The sequence below is a fragment of the Streptomyces sp. NPDC050560 genome, from assembly GCF_044457285.1.
Lineage (GTDB): Bacteria > Actinomycetota > Actinomycetes > Streptomycetales > Streptomycetaceae > Streptomyces.
In genome coordinates, this window is sequence record NZ_JBITGT010000008.1 from 360355 (window position 1) to 377674 (window position 17320).

The 17320-nt window shown below is 73.0% G+C and carries 11 protein-coding genes; 5 read left to right on the forward strand and 6 right to left on the reverse strand.

Annotated features, from left to right (window positions below; all coding sequences use genetic code 11):
- Positions 1 to 75 precede the first annotated feature (75 nt).
- Positions 76 to 2691: a bifunctional FO biosynthesis protein CofGH gene (locus tag ACIBIW_RS20880; protein WP_399338217.1), complete on the forward strand. Its 2616-nt coding sequence runs from the start codon at positions 76 to 78 to the stop codon at positions 2689 to 2691.
- A 126-nt stretch (positions 2692 to 2817) separates the two neighbouring features.
- Entirely contained in the window at positions 2818 to 3036 is a 219-nt protein-coding gene (locus tag ACIBIW_RS20885) for a hypothetical protein (protein ID WP_399338219.1), read from the forward strand.
- Between the two features lie 154 nt (positions 3037 to 3190).
- On the opposite strand, the gene ACIBIW_RS20890 is transcribed toward ACIBIW_RS20885, so the two are convergent.
- Positions 3191 to 4255, reverse strand: a complete 1065-nt coding sequence (locus tag ACIBIW_RS20890; protein WP_399338221.1) for an SCO7460 family lipoprotein — start codon at positions 4253 to 4255, stop codon at positions 3191 to 3193.
- A gap of 295 nt (positions 4256 to 4550) precedes the next feature.
- Between ACIBIW_RS20890 and ACIBIW_RS20895 the strand changes: the two genes are divergently transcribed.
- The gene (locus ACIBIW_RS20895; protein WP_399338223.1) at positions 4551 to 5666 is read left to right on the forward strand and encodes an ADP-ribosylglycohydrolase family protein; all 1116 of its coding nucleotides are present in this window, start codon (positions 4551 to 4553) and stop codon (positions 5664 to 5666) included.
- Between the two features lie 159 nt (positions 5667 to 5825).
- On the opposite strand, the gene ACIBIW_RS20900 is transcribed toward ACIBIW_RS20895, so the two are convergent.
- The 4 genes from ACIBIW_RS20900 to ACIBIW_RS20915 form a co-directional block, all read right to left on the reverse strand.
- Positions 5826 to 7385 carry a sodium:solute symporter family protein gene (locus tag ACIBIW_RS20900; RefSeq protein WP_399338225.1) on the reverse strand — a complete coding sequence of 520 codons (1560 nt, stop codon included), beginning with the start codon at positions 7383 to 7385 and terminating at the stop codon, positions 5826 to 5828.
- Positions 7386 to 8208: 823 nt separating this feature from the next.
- Positions 8209 to 8418, reverse strand: a complete 210-nt coding sequence (locus tag ACIBIW_RS20905; protein WP_399338227.1) for a DUF397 domain-containing protein — start codon at positions 8416 to 8418, stop codon at positions 8209 to 8211.
- Positions 8419 to 8885: 467 nt separating this feature from the next.
- On the reverse strand, positions 8886 to 9749 hold the full coding sequence (locus ACIBIW_RS20910) for a helix-turn-helix domain-containing protein (RefSeq protein ID WP_399338229.1): 864 nt from the start codon (positions 9747 to 9749) through the stop codon (positions 8886 to 8888).
- A 510-nt stretch (positions 9750 to 10259) separates the two neighbouring features.
- On the reverse strand, positions 10260 to 11021 hold the full coding sequence (locus ACIBIW_RS20915; RefSeq protein WP_399338231.1) for a GPP34 family phosphoprotein: 762 nt from the start codon (positions 11019 to 11021) through the stop codon (positions 10260 to 10262).
- A gap of 227 nt (positions 11022 to 11248) precedes the next feature.
- Here ACIBIW_RS20915 and ACIBIW_RS20920 point away from each other — a divergent pair, with 227 nt between their 5' ends.
- Both ACIBIW_RS20920 and ACIBIW_RS20925 read left to right on the forward strand, forming a co-directional pair.
- A complete protein-coding gene (locus tag ACIBIW_RS20920) occupies positions 11249 to 13993 on the forward strand; it encodes a D-alanyl-D-alanine carboxypeptidase (protein ID WP_399338415.1) in 2745 nt (914 codons plus the stop codon).
- A 221-nt stretch (positions 13994 to 14214) separates the two neighbouring features.
- Positions 14215 to 16200 (forward strand): MFS transporter, encoded by a 1986-nt coding sequence (locus tag ACIBIW_RS20925; protein ID WP_399338233.1) that lies wholly within the window; start codon positions 14215 to 14217, stop codon positions 16198 to 16200.
- A gap of 128 nt (positions 16201 to 16328) precedes the next feature.
- On the opposite strand, the gene ACIBIW_RS20930 is transcribed toward ACIBIW_RS20925, so the two are convergent.
- Positions 16329 to 17228: a MerR family transcriptional regulator gene (locus ACIBIW_RS20930; RefSeq protein WP_399338234.1), complete on the reverse strand. Its 900-nt coding sequence runs from the start codon at positions 17226 to 17228 to the stop codon at positions 16329 to 16331.
- Positions 17229 to 17320: the final 92 nt, after the last annotated feature.

Sequence of the window (17320 nt, forward strand, 5' to 3'; positions counted from 1 at the left end):
GAAGCCCCACGTCCGCATATGTCCGGGACGGGACGGGCCGCGGGGGCCGCGCGTACGGCCTCGTAAGCTCGTTTCATGACCGACAACGACCCCGAGAAGCCCACCGCCCACGAGGCCGCTCCCACCGCCAACGCCGTGCGGCGGGCGCTGCGGCGGGCGCGGGACGGCGTCGCGCTCGACCGCGCCGAGGCGGCAGTACTGCTGCGGGTGCGCGGCGACGACCTCAGGGAACTCACCGCGTCCGCCGCCCGCGTGCGCGACGCGGGACTCGCCCAGGCCGGAAGGCCCGGCGTCATCACGTACTCGAAGAAGGTCTTCATCCCCCTCACCCGGCTCTGCCGGGACCGCTGCCACTACTGCACCTTCGTCACGGTGCCCGGCAGGCTCAGGTCCGAGGGGCACGGCATGTACCTGTCCCCCGACGAGGTCCTCGACATCGCGCGCCGCGGCGCCGCGCTCGGCTGCAAGGAGGCCCTGTTCACCCTCGGCGACCGGCCCGAGGACCGCTGGCCCGAGGCCCGCGAGTGGCTGGACGCGCACGGCTTCGACGACACCCTCGCCTATGTGCGCGCGATGGCCGTACGCGTCCTGGAGGAGACGGGCCTGCTGCCACACCTCAACCCCGGCGTGCTCTCCTGGTCCGACCTCCAGCGCCTCAAGCCCGTCGCCCCGTCCATGGGGATGATGCTGGAGACCACCGCCACCCGCCTCTGGTCCGAGCGCGGCGGCCCCCACCACGGCTCCCCTGACAAGGAACCCGCCGTGCGGCTGCGGGTGCTCGACGACGCCGGCCGCTCCAGCGTGCCCTTCACCACCGGCGTCCTCATCGGCATCGGCGAGACCTACGAGGAGCGCGCGGACGCCCTCTTCGAGCTGCGCCGGGTCATGCGCACGTACCGCGGCGTGCAGGAAGTCATCGTGCAGAACTTCCGCGCCAAGCCGGACACCGCGATGCGCGGCATGCCCGACGCCGAGATCGCGGAACTGGCCGCCTGTATCGCCGTCGCCCGGCACATCCTCGGGCCCGCCGCCCGCATCCAGGCCCCGCCGAACCTCGTCGACGCCGAGTACGCGCTGCTCATCGACGCCGGCATCGACGACTGGGGCGGCGTGTCCCCGCTCACCCCCGACCACGTCAACCCCGAGCGGCCCTGGCCCCAGATCGACGAACTCGCCGCCCGCACCGCCGACGCGGGCTTCACGCTGCGCGAGCGCCTGACCGTCTACCCGGAGTTCATCACCCGCGGCGAGCCCTGGCTCGACCCCAGGCTGCTGCCGCACGTGCGCGCGCTCGCCGACCCCGACACGGCGCTCGCCCGCGAGGACGCGCGCCCCGAGGGGCTGCCCTGGCAGGAGCCCGACGAGGCGTTCACCGCCACCGGCCGCACCGATCTGCACCGCACCATCGACACCGAGGGCCGCACCGGGGACCGCAGGGGCGACTTCGACGCCGTCTACGGCGACTGGGACGCGCTGCGCGAGATGGCCGCCCCCGGCATGGCGCCCGAGCGCATCGGCGGCGACACCCGCGCCGCGCTGCGGCAGGCCGCCGACGACCCCACCCTGCTCACCGACGACCAGGCCCTGGCCCTGCTGCACGCCGAGGGGCCCGCGCTCGACGCGCTCTGCCGGGTCGCCGACGACCTGCGCCGCAGCACCGTCGGCGACGACGTCACGTACATCGTCACCCGCAACATCAACTTCACCAACGTCTGCTACACCGGCTGCCGCTTCTGCGCCTTCGCGCAGCGCCGCACCGACGCCGACGCCTACACCCTCTCCCTCGACCAGGTCGCCGACCGGGCCGCGCAGGCGTGGGACGTCGGCGCCGTCGAGGTGTGCATGCAGGGCGGCATCCACCCCGACCTGCCGGGCACCGCCTACTTCGACATCGCCCGCGCCGTCAGGGAGCGGGTGCCGGGCATGCATGTGCACGCGTTCTCCCCGATGGAGGTCGTCAACGGGGCCTCGCGCACCGGGATGTCCGTCAGGGACTGGCTCCTCGCCGCCAAGGAGGCGGGCCTCGGCTCGCTGCCGGGTACCGCCGCCGAGATCCTCGACGACGAGGTCCGCTGGGTCCTCACCAAGGGCAAGCTGCCCGCCGCGTCCTGGATCGACGTCATCACCACCGCCCACGCCCTGGGCCTGCGCACCTCCTCCACGATGATGTACGGGCACGTGGACCAGCCACGGCACTGGCTCGGCCACTTCCGCACCCTGACCGACGTGCAGCGCACCGCGCTGGAGAACGGCGTCGACGGCTTCACCGAGTTCGTCACCCTGCCGTTCATCCACACCAACGCGCCCGTCTACCTGGCGGGCATCGCCCGCCCGGGACCCACCCTCAGGGACAACAGGGCGGTCACCGCCATGGCCCGGCTGCTGCTGCACCCGTACATCACCAACATCCAGACGAGCTGGGTCAAGCTCGGCGCCGAGGGCGCCGCCGAGATGCTGCGCTCCGGCGCCAACGACCTCGGCGGCACCCTGATGGAGGAGACCATCTCCCGAATGGCGGGTTCCTCCTACGGCTCCTACCGCTCGGTGCGCGACCTCGTCGCGATCGCCGAGGCCGCGGGCCGCCCCGCCAGGCCCCGTACGACGCTGTACGGGGAGGTCCCCGAGGAGCGGACCGCCGCCGCTGCCGCCTCCGACGGGCACCTCCCCGCGCTGCTGCCGGTCCTCGACTGACCGGCCGCGGCGCGGCGGGCGCGGCCGCCACGCGGGGCCGCGCCCGCCGTGCCGCGGCACGACACGCCGGGGGTTTCCGTGCTCCGGCGGGATGCATTCGGGCCGGGAGTGACGGAGGGTGGAGGGGTGGCGGATGCACCGATAGTCGTACACCAGCCGAGCCCGTCGGGCGGGCGGCGCGTGACCGCGCGCGGCCAGATACTCGGGCTCGCGCACAGCGATGCCGACCTGCTGGAGTTCCTGCGCAGGGCCGGCCTGCCGGACGCGGACACCATCATCGACGACCCGGACTGGGTGGAGTGGCGCGGCGGCGGACCGCACACGTACGGCCCCGGCGGCGACTGACGCCTGGGGCGGCGCCGGTCGGACCACGGGGCTGATCACGGGGCGGGGCACCTGGCGGACGGCGCGGCGCGGGCATCCCTCCAGGCGCTGATCGGGGGACGCGCCGCACGCGCTCGGCAGGAACACCTGGGCGGGCCCCGCGTGCCTGTGAGCCTCAGCCGTACGTGTCCCGTGCGGGCGGGCCCTCCGCCTCCGGCAGCGGCGGCAGCCGCAGCGCCCCGCGCTCGTCCCTGATGCCGTCCAGCACGGCGGGCGTCCCGCGCAGCCGCCCCTGCGGGTCGACCGTCACCAGCGCGGCCCTGTCGCCGTAACACCGTTGGCCCGCGGCGGGTTTGCCCGCGCAGAAGAGGACGTATCCGCGCAGCCTGTCCACGCGCCCGGGGGCCAGGTGCCAGACGCCGCTCCAGGCGTCGACCACGGCGGCGTCCGGATGTTCCGCGGCGAGCCAGGCCGCCACCGACCCCCGCGCGCGGTCGGCGAAGCGCTGCCCCTCCTCGAACGGCTGGGTGCGCACGAGCTGCCCGCTGCCCGGCACGGGCGTGTCGCCGTGCCAGCGGAAGCTCGCGGTGTGGAACGTGTGCTTGGACAGTGCCGCCAGGAGCCGCCGTGAGGACATCCGCAGCACGGTCGGATCGCCGTCGCGGCCCCCGGGCAGCCCCCGGGCGTGCTCGGGCGCGACGATATGAACGGACATCCCGGTACGGCGGCCCGCCTCCCCGTCGCCCGGCAGCGCGCGGGCCCACGCCTGGAGGCAGGCGCCGACCTCGGTGAGGGCGGCCGTCGCGGTGTCGTTGGTGAGCGGCGCCGCTATCCAGGGCTCCGACACGGAGCCGCCCGCGGCCGTGACCCCGAGGACCCGGTGGCCGCAGCCCGCGAAGGCCGTGTCCAGCGCGCGCCAGTCGGCCGCGGCGCGCTCGCCGCTGTCCCTGGCCGAGCGCAGCGCCTCCTCGCAGGGCTCGCCGCCGCAGTCGTCGCGCTTGGCGTCCATCCGGAGCACCACGGCCGCGTCCGGGTCGTCCCGCAGCGCGAAGGTGACCTCGGAGCCCGAGGTCTCGGGGAAGAGCGTCCCGGCCCGCACCACGCGCAACTCGCCCGGGTACACCTTCTCGGCCAGTTCTCTGGCCGCCCTGCGGTCCGCCTTGGTGGTGGTCGCGCAGCCGCTCGCCAGCAGCAGGACAAGCGGCACCGCCATCGCCCAGCCCGTACGTCGCCCCGACATGCCCGCCCCCTCAGCACTGGATGCGCTCACGCTGCCTGACCAGGCTAGGAGCGGGCGTGGCCGCGGCGGATGAGTACGGCTACTCAGAGCGCATGGGGCCCGGTACAGGCGCGGGCGGCGCGTGCGGTGCACGGGGGGCGTGAACGGGTGTCCTGAACCGGACACGGGGCGCGCGGGCGTGCGCCCTGGCGCCGGTGAGGGACGGTCTCCGTTCGATTACAGTGCTGCGGGGTCGCCGGTCCTGTCCGCTCAGGAGGTTCCCACAGTGCAGGTACCGACAGCGCGGGGAGGGCCCGTGAGCACAGGTGCCGCCCCGGTCTGGGGCCGTGCCGAACAGCAGGACTTCCGCAGCAGGGTGCGCGGCACCCTGCTCGGCGCCGCGATCGGGGACGCGCTGGGCGCACCCGTCGCCCCGCTGACGCTCGATGACATCCGCGCCCGCCACGGCGCGGGCGGCGTCACCGCCTTCGCGGAGGGCCCCGCGGGCCGCGGCGCGGTCACGTCCTGCACCCAGCTCATCCTGTTCACCGTGGACGGCCTCATCAGGGCGCAGGTGCGCAGGGACACCGGGGCCTGGCACCCGCCGACCGACCTGCACCGCGCCTACCGCCGCTGGTCGGCCACCCAGTTCGACTGGGGTCCCGACGAACGCCGCGCCGAGGACGGGTGGCTGGCCCGCGAGGAGTGGCTGTACGCGCGCAGGGGCCCGCTGCGCGCCTGCCTCACGGGCTTCGGCGACTCCACCATGGGCACCATGGACGCGCCGAAGAACCCGGGGGAGCGGGGCCCCGCGGCGGCCGTCAGATCGGCGCCCTTCGGGCTGCTGGTGGGCTGGGAGCCGCAGTTGGTGGCGCAGTTGGCGGTGGAGTGCGCCGTCCAGACGCACGGCCATCCGGCCGCGTATCTGGCGGCGGGCGCGCACGCGGTGATCGTGCACGGTCTCGCGCGCGGCGAGGGCATGGACGGGGCGGTGCAGCGCGCCCTGGCGCTGCTCGCGGCCCGCCAGGGCCACCAGGACGTCACGGACGCCCTCCAGCACGCGCTGGGCGCGGTGCGGCAGGGCATGCCGACCCCGGCCCGGGTGGAGGAACTCGCGCTCGGCGGCGGCGCCGAGGGCGCCCTCGCGGCGGCGGTCTACTGCGCGCTGGTGGGCGACGACATCCGGCACGGCCTCGCGCTCGCCGTCAACCACGGCGGCGACTCGGCGTCCTGCGGCGCCCTCGCCGGGGCGCTGCTGGGCGCGCTGCACGGCGAGACGGCGCTGCCGCCCGCGTGGCTCGCGGAGGTCGAGGGCCGTCCCACGGTGCTGCAACTCGCCGACGACTTCGCCATGGAGATGACACAGGGCCCCGCGCTGCACGGCCCCGCCCAGGCGTCCGGGGCGTGGCTGGCCCGCTACCCCCGGGCGTGAGGGCCTGCGGCGCGCGGGGCGTGACGGGGGCGTGGTGGTTTGCGGCCCGCGGGCGTGGCGGGGGCGTGATGGCCTGGGGCGCGCGGGCGTGCCGGTGCCGTCCAACTGCCCTTCGCCGATGCAGTTGGACGGCGCGGCGTCGGGTGTGCGTGTCCGGTCTCAGTCCTTGACGCCGGTGCCGCTGCTGCCGAGGGACTCGACCTCGGTGTCCGCGGGGGCCTGGGTGGGCACCGCGGCAGCGGCGTCGTCGTCGTTGTTGACCCGGGTCAGGATGGCGTCGCGTACGTCGCTCGGCTCCGGCTTGATGAACCCGATCAGGATGTAGAGGACCAGCGAGGTGGCGATCGGGGTGACGGTCTGTATCTGGGTGCTCAGGCCGTCGATGCCGTAGTTCGTCAGCCAGAACGCGAACAGGCCGAGCGCCCACGACACCAGGGCCGCGGTCGGCCCGGAGCGCCGGAAGGCCCACAGCATGCCGAGCATGAACGGGATGGCGATCGGGCCCATGAGCCCCGCGACCCACTTGATCACCACGGAGATGATGTTGTCGAACGTGGGCGAGTTGACCTGGGTGGCGACGGCCATGGACAGCGCCAGGAAGGCGATGGTGGTCCAGCGGGCCGCGATCAGCCCCACCCGGTGCTGCCAGTGCCTGGCCTTCCTGCTGAACGCGGGCAGGATGTCACGGGTGAACACGGCCGAGATGGCGTTGGCGTCGGAGGAGCACATGGCCATGGTGTGCGAGAAGAAGCCGACGACGACGAGGCCGAGCAGGCCGTGCGGCAGCAGCCGCTCCGTCAGCAGCGCGTAGGAGTCGGACGCGTCCGGCTTCTCGGCGTGCACCAGCAGCGGCGCCGCCCACATCGGGAAGAACAGCACGGTGGGCCAGATCAGCCACAGCACCGCGGACAGCGTCGCGGACTTGGACGCCTCCCGCGCGCTCGGGGTGGCCATGTAGCGCTGGGCCTGGTTCCACATGCCGCCGTTGTACTCGAAGGTCTTGATGAAGACGAACGTCACGAGGAACGTCACGGTGTACGGGCCCGTGGTGGGGTGGGAGTGGCTGGCGGGCAGGTCGTCCCAGATGCCCCACAGGCTGGAGCCGCCCAGTTCGAGCAGCACCGCCACCAGCATCGCGATCCCGGCGACGAACTGGATGATGAACTGCCCCATCTCGGTGAGCGCGTCGGCCCACAGGCCGCCGATGGTGCAGTACACCGCGGTGACCGCGCCGGTGAGCAGGATGCCCTGGTTGAGCGAGAGGCCGGTGAACACGGACAGCAGGGTCGCGATCGCGGCCCACTTGGCGCCCACGTCCACGATCTTCAGCAGCACGCCGGAGGCGGCGAGCGCCTGCTGGGTGGCGACGTTGTAGCGGTTCTTGAGGTATTCGAGCGGTGACGCCACCCCGAGACGGGAGCGCAGCCGGTTGAGCCGCGGTGCGAACAGTTTGATGCCTATCGCCACGCCGATGGCGATCGGGAACGACCAAGTGGCGAACGAAGTGAACCCGTACTGGTAGGCGATGCCGGCGTATCCGGTGAACATGACCGCGCTGTAGCCCGACATGTGGTGCGAGACCCCGGACAGCCACCAGGGCATCTTGCCGCCCGCGGTGAAGTAGTCGCCCACGTCGCTCACGCGGCGGTGGGACCAGACGCCGATCGCCGCCATCACGCCGAAGTACGCGATGAGCACGATCCAGTCGAAACTGTTCATGTGCCCCCTCCAGGGGTCCGCCTGCTGGTTTTCCTCGTACGGGTGCTGGCACTTCGGCGGCGGGGCCCACGGCGCGTTCCGGGAGGTCCCCAGGTCGGCAGCCCGTGCGGGAGGGGCTCGGGGGATTGAACCGCCGTGCGCGGGAGTCGGTCAAGGGCATATTGGTCATGGATATGAACAGGGATCAGTATCGGGAACATTTTTGCGTTCTCTTGACTATGCGAACGGTTGTTGCGACGTTGGCATGGACAAGACCATTGAGCAGGTGCTTTGTCGGCGGGCGCGTCCCTGGGGCGCGCATGCTCAAGGCCGTTCGGGATGCGGGTCCCGCGCGGCGGGACCGGCGGCCCCCCTCCGGCCGGAAACGGCTGCTGAGGCGGGCGTTGGTGCGACGGGTCGAACCAACGGGGATGTCGTCGGGCGGCCGGGAGGTGGGGAGAGGGCGCCAACAGCGGGTGGGCCACCGGGTGTTCCGGGCGGTGCCACGGGCGCGGGAACGCGCCAGAAAGCGGCAAGGAAGCGCCCAAGGAGGCGTAAAGCGGCAGGGGTTGCGCGGCCCTTCGGGCGGTCGTACACCGCCGTTGTGCCCTGCTGCGGCCCACGGGATTCCGGCCACCGCCGGTCATGGACCTGAACGCCCCGGGAGGCCCCGTCGGGCGTGGGCGGCGGACGCGTGCGCCCACCGCCCACGACGGACGTGCCTACCGCCCGCGGGAGTTGCCGCGGTGGCGGTCGGGCGCGGCGTGGTCCCGGCATGGTCGAGCCCCCTCGGCCGGGACGGCGATGCCAGTCGAGAGGGCTCAAGCGGGGGATCGGGGCTGCGTCAGGCGTGCACCCCGCCGTCCCGGCGCACGTCGGTCACGAACGTCCGCCAGGAGCCCGGCGCGAAGCCGAGCGCCGCTCCGCCCGGCACCTTGGAGTCCCTTACCGCGATCAGGTCGAAGAGGGGGGACTTGATCTCGACACAAGCCCCGTTCCCCGTGGAATGCGAGGACTTGGTCCACTCATGCGTGGCGCCCTGCTGAATTGCCATGTCTTCTGCTCCGGTTCAGACAGTCATCGGAATCGGTCATGCCGCGACCGCACGCCGGAACGATCGGGCGCCGCTGCGCTCGGGCGGCCGATGACGGCGGTGCGAGACCATGGGGGCCAACGTGTCCGCTGGCGCAAGCGACGGTACTCGCCAACACCCCGGGACGAACCGGGCATTCACTCGGTCGGATGGCATATTCCAGATGAGTCTTCCGCCGGAACTGGCGCAGGTGTAATGTACAGCGCCCTTCCCGTATGAGTTGTTCGCGAAGAGTGCCGCGAAAAAGAACCCTCGACCCTATTGGGTGAAAGTGTAACTCCTGTCCGCCCGGACCCTATTTGGGCTGAACTCCGCCGGCCGCACCGGCGCACGGCACGCCGGGGCGCGCATCCGCCGCGCTTGCACGCCCCCTGCCCGCGGCGGCTCGCCCCTCCCCGCCAGGAGCCATGGCCGTCCGCCCCTCCCCGCTACGGCCGCTCCGCGTACTCCTCGGCGATGTCCGCGATGAACCGCCGCGAGTGCTCCACGTTCAGCGCCTGCGCCCTCAGGTGCTCGTACATCACGCTGTAGCGCTGCACATCGTTCGCCTTCTCCAGATAGAGGTCGCTGGTCACACCCTCGATATAGACCACGCTGGAGTCGGTCGCCTCCGGGAACTCCAGGATCGCGTACTGGCCGTTGAGCCCCGGGTGCGCGCCCATCTCGAAGGGGATCACCTGCACCGTCACATGCGGCAGCCGCGACTGCTCGACCAGGTGGTCGAGCTGCTCCCGCATCAACTCGCGCCCCCCGACCACCCGGCGCAGCGCCGCCTCGTCGAGCACCGTCCACAGCCGCAGCGGGTTCTCCGGCGCCTGGATGCGCTCCTGGCGGCGCAGCCGCACCTGCACCCGCTTGTCGATGTCGGCCTGCGCCGTCTCCGGCAGCGCGCCCGCGATCAGCGCCTCCGCGTACTGCGGGGTCTGCAACAGCCCCGGCACCACCTGGGGGTCGTACACCCGCAGCGAGGCCGCGTCGGTCTCCAGGCCGATGTAGACGCTGTACGGGATGTCCCCGAAGGAGTGCCACCAGCCCTGCTGCCGTGAGTCCTTGGCCATCTGCATCAGGGACTCCACGATGCGCTGGTCGTCGACCTCGTAGACCCCGCACAGATCACGCACGTCACGCTGGCTGATGCTGCGCCTGCCGTTCTCCAGCCGGCTGATCTTCGACTGGGACACCAGCAGCCGTTCGGCGACCTCCTCCGCCGTCATCCCCTTCAGCTCACGTAGCCGGCGCAGCTCCTGCCCGAGGCGGCGCCGTCTGACGGTGGGATTGATATGGGACGCCACGAACGCGCACCTCCGGCCTGTGCTCGCGTATCTACTGCTGAGCAGCGTGCCATCCGGGGCCTTTCCACCGCTGGGAAACGGCGGATATCCGGCGCGTTCACGGCGCACCCGGGGGCTGGAACCGGCGGCCGCGCCACCCGCGCGCCCCGCGCATGACGGGCCCCATGGAAAAACGGGCCGCGCGGGCCCGTGGACGGCGCCCGAGGGCAGCCCACGGCCCCGCGCGGCCCAGCGGCTCCCGTACCGGGTCCTGGGACGGCGGCGCGGTCTTCCCGCCCGGGTGCGGCGGCTGGTGCGGTCATGGCACGGCTTCTCGGCGAACCGGCGGGTAGCGGTCCACTTGGGTCGGGACTGTGTGGATACCGCTGTGCCGGTTCTCCGAGAAGCCGACTGGGTCATGCTGGGTGCTGCTGGGTCAAACCGGTCCTACTGGTCCTTCTGGTCCTGCTCGGTCCTCCTGCCACACGACACCGCACCGCGTCCGTGGACGCCCGCGGCGACGCTCGCGCGTCAGTGGGCCACCGCCCGCGCCATGGCGCCGCGCCGCTGGGGCACGGGCATCCTCGTCGCGGACTCCGCCACGGGCCGTCCGCCGCCACGACCCGCTGGCGCGGGTGCGGGAGCGGGAGCGGCACGCCGCGGCGGTGCCGCGGCCCCGTTCTGGACGTCCATGACGGCGTGCGCCACCAGGCCGCCCATGGGGTCGTGCCTGATCAGATCCCGGAGCCTGGAGCGCGACGAGCGCCCCTCGTTGCCCGGGTAGAGGTGCTTGCCGAGGCCGACGGCGTGCGCCAGCGCGGCGAGCGCCGCGGTCCGTGGGTCCGGCGGTACGCCGGTACGGATCGCCGAGTCCAGCCGGGTTCTGATCTCCCGGCTGATGGCCGTGTCCGTCGCCTGGTAGCGAGTCGTCGGCAGCACCCCGCACATCTGGCCCGCCACGGCATGCACCATGCCGCACCGTTCCAGGTGTGAGAGATACGTCTGGCGCAGCCCCAGCCGGGGCCCGCCGATCCAGTGCACGGCACGCACCGGGGCGCCACGCCTTCGCAGCAACTCCAGTGCGCAGTCGAGTGTCGGATCTCCGGTCGGCCGTGGCACCACCACGGCGATACGATCCCCGTCAGGGGCTATCCGTCCGGCCAGCGCCAGCTCCACTAGCTGTGCTCCGGCCAGACCGAGGTCGAGCGACTGCGGCTGCGCTGTGGTACCCGTGGTCGGGTCCAGAGCGAGCAACAGAAGCTCCTCCGGAAGTGTTCTGCGGCTCCTGCCCATCCATGCCTCCCCGCGTGGATGAATGACAGGGTGACCCCTCTCACATTGGTCTGTCGAGAGTGCGTGACCGCTTCGTAAGGGAACCGGTAGGTATGTCGTTCTCGTCTAGCACAAGGGTCAACCCCCCACACAGGACACTGGTACATGGTTCGGACAGCGGCCCCAGGGCCCGTACGGGCCGAGACGGTCGAGCGACGATCGGTTGTTGAGGCATGAGCGCAGGGCGCATGGAGGAGGCATCGGTGGCGGGCAAGTCCCCCGACGGTTCGGAGCGGCGGAGGTCGTTGGGAGAGGCCGGAGGGGCGGACCCGGCGCCGCAGTCGCCTCCCGAGCCCGCGGACCCGAGACTCGCCGTGGCGCGCGAGCCGGAGCCCCGGGTCGACCAGCCGACCGCGGTGTTCACCGCGGCGCCCCATGGCGACTCCCGGACATCCTCTGCGCCCGGGAAGACGCCCGAGGAGGCGTCCGCGGTTGCGTCCCCCGCCGGGGATGTTCCCGGCGCTCCTGAGGGCGCTGAGGGCCGCGAGGGGGCCGAGGAGGCCGGGGAGGCCCCGGCGGGCGGCGACGGCGGCTCGGACAAGGACGTACCGGAGGGTACGGTTCCGCCCTCCGGCCCGGCGGAGGGAACCGACCGCCCGGTTTCGAACGAGGCCCCGGAACCGGCCGCCGCGCAGGGGGACGCGGCGGAGGAGGCGGGGGCGCGGGGGGCTGCGCCCGCCTCGGGGGGAGACGACTCGGCTTCGGATGGTGACGGGGCCGCGTCGGATGGCGATGCCTCCTCGTCGAGTGCTGACGCTTCTGTTTCGGATGCCGGTGACTCGGACGCCGCGGATGCCGGGGCCGACGCCCCTGAGGCGGTGGGGGATGCCGCCCCCGACGGCGACGACGCCTCCGATGGCGAAGCTCCGGGTGGCGAAGCCTCCGGTGGTGACGGCGCGCAGCCCGCCGAGGCCGAGGCAGCCGAGCCCGAGCCGGGTGAGGCCGAGCGGGAGGAAGCCGGGGAAGCCGACGCCGAGCAGGCCGACCCCAAGCCGGACGAAGCCGAAAAGGCCGCTCCCAAGCAGCCCGATATCAAGGCCGACTCCAAGAAGGCCGACCCCAAGGCCGACCTCAAGGCCGAAGCCGAGCCGGACAACACCGAGCCTGACAAGACCGAGGCAGATAACACCAAGCCGGACAACACCGAGCCGGACGACACCGAGGCAGACAACACCGAGCCGGACGCGGCCGAGCCCGAGGCGGGTGGCAAGCAGGGTGTCGATCAGGCCACCGCGGTCTTCAGGTCCGTAAAGCCGTCGCGTACCGACCAGCCCACGACGACCCTGAAGGCCCCGTCCTCGGCGCCCGCCCCCACCAAACAGGCCGAGCCGGACGAGAAGGCCGAGCCGGAGCCCGCGAAGGCGGAGCCGGGCCTGCCGTCCGGCGTGCCCCCGCAGCCCGGTGCGCCCGCGCCGGTGGGCGAGGCCGCCGAGGCCCCCGCGCCCGCGGCCGCGCCCGGCAAGGAGTCGGGTGCGAGCGAGGCGGAGAGCACCAGCAAGGCGGAGAGCACCAGCAAGTTCGTCGCCCTCAAGCCGCTCGACCAGCAGGTCAAGCCCGCCGACCAGGCCGGGGAGCCGGCCGACCCCGGCATGCCCCCGGCCGAGCGCACCACGCAGCAGCCCGTGCCGCCGCTGCCGCCGCTCGACCTGCTGGCGGAGCTGACCAATACCCCGCCGCCCCCGCAGACACCGCTGCGCACGGTGCTGCGCCGCGTCAAGATCTGGACGCCGCTCGTGCTGCTGCTTGCCGTGGTGTTCGCCGTCGTGCAGGCCGTACGCCCCCTGCCGACGCCGGAGCTGACGCTGACCGCGCAGTCCGAGTACGGCTTCGACGGCTCCGAGACCAAGCTGCCCTGGCCCGGCGAGGGGCAGGGCTGGATGGACGTCGCCGGCCTCGGCACCATGGACAACTTCGGGCAGCAGAAGCCCGTGCCGATCGGCTCGGTGGCCAAGACCATGACCGCCTATCTGGTCCTCAGGTCGCATCCGCTGAAGTCGGGCGAGCAGGGGCCGAAGATCAAGGTGGACGCGACCGCCGAGAAGGAGGGCGGCTTCGACTCCGAGGGCGAGTCCACCCTCAACACCATCAAGGAGGGCGACACCCTCACCGAGCAGCAGGCGCTGTCCGCGATCATGATCCCGTCCGCGAACAACGTGGCGCGGCTGCTCGCCCGCTGGGACGCGGGCTCCGAGAAGGCGTTCGTGGCGAAGATGAACGCGACCGCCAAGAAGCTCGGCATGAAGCACACCACCTACACCGACCCCTCCGGCCTGAACGCCACGACGGTGTCCACCGCCGAGGACCAGGTGCGGCTGGCCAACGAGCTGGTGAAGACGAAGGCGCTCATGGACATCACCAAGCTGCCGAGCTGGAAGGACCCCTCGGGCAAGACCTGGCAGAACTACAACCGCCTCGTTCCCTACGACGGCGCCCTCGGCATCAAGACGGGCACCACCACCAAGGCGGGCGGCAACCTGGTCTTCGCCGCGACCAAGAAGGTCGGCGCCGACGTCGTCACCGTCGTCGGCGCGATCCTCGGCCAGCACAAGACCCCGATCATCGACACCGTCAACGCGGTCAGCAAGACGGCCATGCTCGCCGCCCAGGACGCCCTGAAGTCCAAGACGATCCTGAAAAAGGGCGACGTCGTCGGCTATGTCGACGACAAGGTCGGCGGCCACACCCCCGTCATCGCCACCAAGGACGTCTCCGCGGTCGGCTGGGCGGGCCTCACCGTCCGCCTCACCCTCGACGAGGGCGCCGAGGACCTTCCGCACAAGGCCAAGGCGGGAACGGCCGTCGGCACCCTCACCGTCGGCGACGGCACCAACGGGGGCGCCGGAAACGGCGACAGCGCCGTGAAGGTTCCCGTCGCGCTACAGAAGGATCTGGCCGAGCCCGGCTACGGCGCGAAGTTCACCAATGTCGGCTGAGGCCGGGCTCCCGCCCGTGCCGACCCGCCCTCGACGGGGCACACGGACCCCGGGTCCCCTTCCGGTTCCGGCCACCGTGGCCCGCACCGCCCGTCCGGCGCGAACCCACCCGGGTTCCCGCTGGCGGGCGGCGTGCTAGCGTCGCGAAATCGGGGCAGGACGCCGGACAATCCGGGGGCGCATCCCCGGACCCCGGCCCAAGTGAACGGGGAGAGCTTTCCGTGGCCACTGCGGAGCCGACGCGGGCCGACGACGCCGAGCCGGGCGGCGGACGGACCCCGCGCGCCGACCGGGACGGCGCCGGGGACGCCCCGTCCCGTGACGGTGGCGGCGAGCCCTCGGAGGCGGGCACCGACACCCGAATACCGCAAGACCCACCCACGGAATCAGGCCAGATCCAGGACCGGGACACCGCCGCCCCCGAACCGCCCGCCGCGGCCAGCTCCGAGCCGCCCGCCGCGGCCGACGGCGAGGACGCCGGACGGACGGCCAGCCGGGAGCGTGCCCTGCGGCGGCTGTACCACCCCGTCACCGTCGCCACCGTGACCGCCGCCGTCGCCCACCTGGTCTGGTTCTTCACCTTCGCCAACGGCGGCGGCGACCTCGCCGCCCAGGACGCCTGGGCCGAGTTCGTCGGGCGGCACCCCGACTCCGCGTACAACCTCGCCTGGTACGGCGGCATGCACCCGGTGTCGTACAGCGTCGTCTCGCCGTATCTGATGTCGTTGCTCGGCGTGCGCACCACGATGATGATCGCGGGCACCGCCTCCGCGGCGCTGCTCACCCTGATGCTGGTGCGCAGCCGGGTGGTGCGCACCCCGCTGCCCGCCGCGCTCGCGGGCGTCTTCGGGCTGCTCTGCAACGCGATCTCGGGCCGTGTCACCTTCGGCCTCGGCACCCTCTTCGGGCTCGCCGCCGTGGCCGCCGTCTTCTGCTGGCCCCACCGCTGGCGCCGCAGACGCTGGGCCAAGGCCGTCGCCGCCGCGCCGCTCGCCGCGCTCGCGACCGCGGCCTCGCCCGTCGCGGGCCTCTTCGTCGGGCTCGTCGCGGTCGCCCTCTTCCTGGAGAAGCGGCGCCCCGGCGCCTACGCGCTGGGCCTCGCGCCCGTCGTGGTGGTGGGCCTGTCCGCGTGGCTCTTCCCGTTCGCCGGGACCCAGCCGATGTCGTTCGGCTCCGCCTCGCTCCCCTTCCTCTACGCCGTCGCCGGTGTGTTCCTGGTGCCCAAGCGGTGGCGCACCGTCCGTATCACCTCCGGGGTCTACGCGCTCTCCGTGCTGCTCGCCTGGCTGATCAGCTCCCAGGTCGGGTCCAACATCACCCGCCTCGCCATGCTGTTCGGCGGCGCGGTGCTGCTGGCCGCGCTGCCGTTCGCCGTGCCGCGGACCCGCAAGTGGTACGCGATCGTGGTGCTGTGCTGCGGCTTCGTGGTGTGGATCGGCGCCAAGTCCGCCATCGACGTCGTCCACACCACCCCGGCCGCCTCCTGGGCGAGGGAGCTGGCGCCCCTGGTCCACCAGCTCCAGACCGAGGGCGCCGAGCGCGGAAGGGTCGAGGTGGTCCCGGCGCGCAGCCACCGTGAGGCGTCCGCGCTCGCCCCGTACGTCAACCTGGCCCGCGGCTGGAACCGCCAGGCCGACATGGCCCGCAACCCCCTCTTCTACGACGACACCCTCAACTCCGCGAACTACCACGAGTGGCTGCGCCGCTGGGCCGTCCACTTCGTCGTGCTGCCCAGGGACGACCCCGACGGCGACGGCGGCCAGCGCGAGCGCGAGCTGGTCCAGCGCGGCCAGCCCTATCTGCGCCAACTGTGGGGCGACGCCAACTGGCAGTTGTTCACCGTCGTCGACCCGGTGCCGCTCGCCGACCCGCCCGCCGTGGTGGACCGCGCCGAGCAGGGTGAGTTGATCGTGGAGGTGAAGCGCCCCGGCCGGGTGCTGATCAGGGTGCCGTACTCGCCCTGGCTCGGCCTCGTCGACGCGAAGGGCAAGGGCGTCGAACCGCCGAAGGAGACCGAGGAGTCCAAGGACAGGCCGGAGGGCAGCCCCAAGGCGTTCGACAACGTCAACGGCTGTCTGATGGAGACGGACGAGGACAGCGCGGGCGACAAGTGGACGGAACTCCTCGCCCCAGGACCCGGCGTCTACCGCCTCGGCGCCCCCTACCAACTGCCACGCGGCACCCCCTGCCCGAAGGAACTCCGCTGAGCGGCCCACCGCGCGGACGTCCGGCGGCGGTACGGGGCCGAGGGCACCGGGGCCGGTGTCGTACAGGCTGACGACGTCCGGGGCCGGTGACTTACGGGGCCGGTGACAGGGCCGCGCGGGGCTCGGGCTCAGGCCACCACCGGGTAGGCCACGTCGCACATCGCCTCGTCGGGACCGGCCGCGTCCCACTCCTCCGCGGCGAAGTAGACCTCACGGCCGGGGCCCGCCACCCGCAGCCCCTGCCGGGCGATCCACTCCTCGACGGCCTCGTAGGCGCCGATGATCTGCGGGTACTCCACCTGCGCCTTGGTGATGGTGGTGCACGCCAGCCGCCGCGCGGGCTCCTGGCGCACCCCCACGGCGCCGGAACGCCCCTGCGCCAGCACCCACGCGCGTGCCGCCGCCGGGTCGCCCACCGGCACACAGGTCTCGACGGGGCCGTCGCTCTCCTGGGTGACCTCGGCGTGGAAGACCACGAACGGCGCGTCCGCCACCCCGCCGCACGCCGTCTCCGCCGCCCCCACCAGCCGGTCGAGCGAGCCCCTCACCCACGCGGGCAGCTCGTGCGCCAGGGCGTGCCGTGACTGCGTGATCACATACTGCGGCGCTACGTCCACGACCCTGACGTGGAACTGCTCGTACAGCCGCGTGGACTGCCCGGACAGCCGGGCCCGCAGATACTCGACCAGCGCGCGCTGCGCGGTGATCCTGGCCTCCACCTCGGCCCAGAACTCCCCGAGCCCGCGCGCCGCCGACGCCGCCCCGAGCCCGGTGACCTCGGCGACCCGGGGCAGGGGCATGTCCAGGCGGCGCAGCAGCGCGACGAGCCTGGCGTGCTCGACCTGGTCGGCGTCGTAGTAGCGCTCGCCGCTCGTCTCGTCGACCCGCGCGGGGGAGAGCAGTCCCAGGCGGTCGTAGAGGCGCAGCGCCTTGGGGGAGAGGCGGGAGCGGGCCGCGAACGCGCCCAGGGGCAACGCCGGGTGCCGGCCGTCCGCGCGCCGCTTCTCGTCGTCAGGTGCCCCGTTCACCCGTCCATCCTGCCTTGCCGCGGCGCCGTGCGACGCGGGCGGGGCAGGCGGCCGTACGGGCCGGGCGGCCCGCGGGGGCCCGGCGCGGTGGA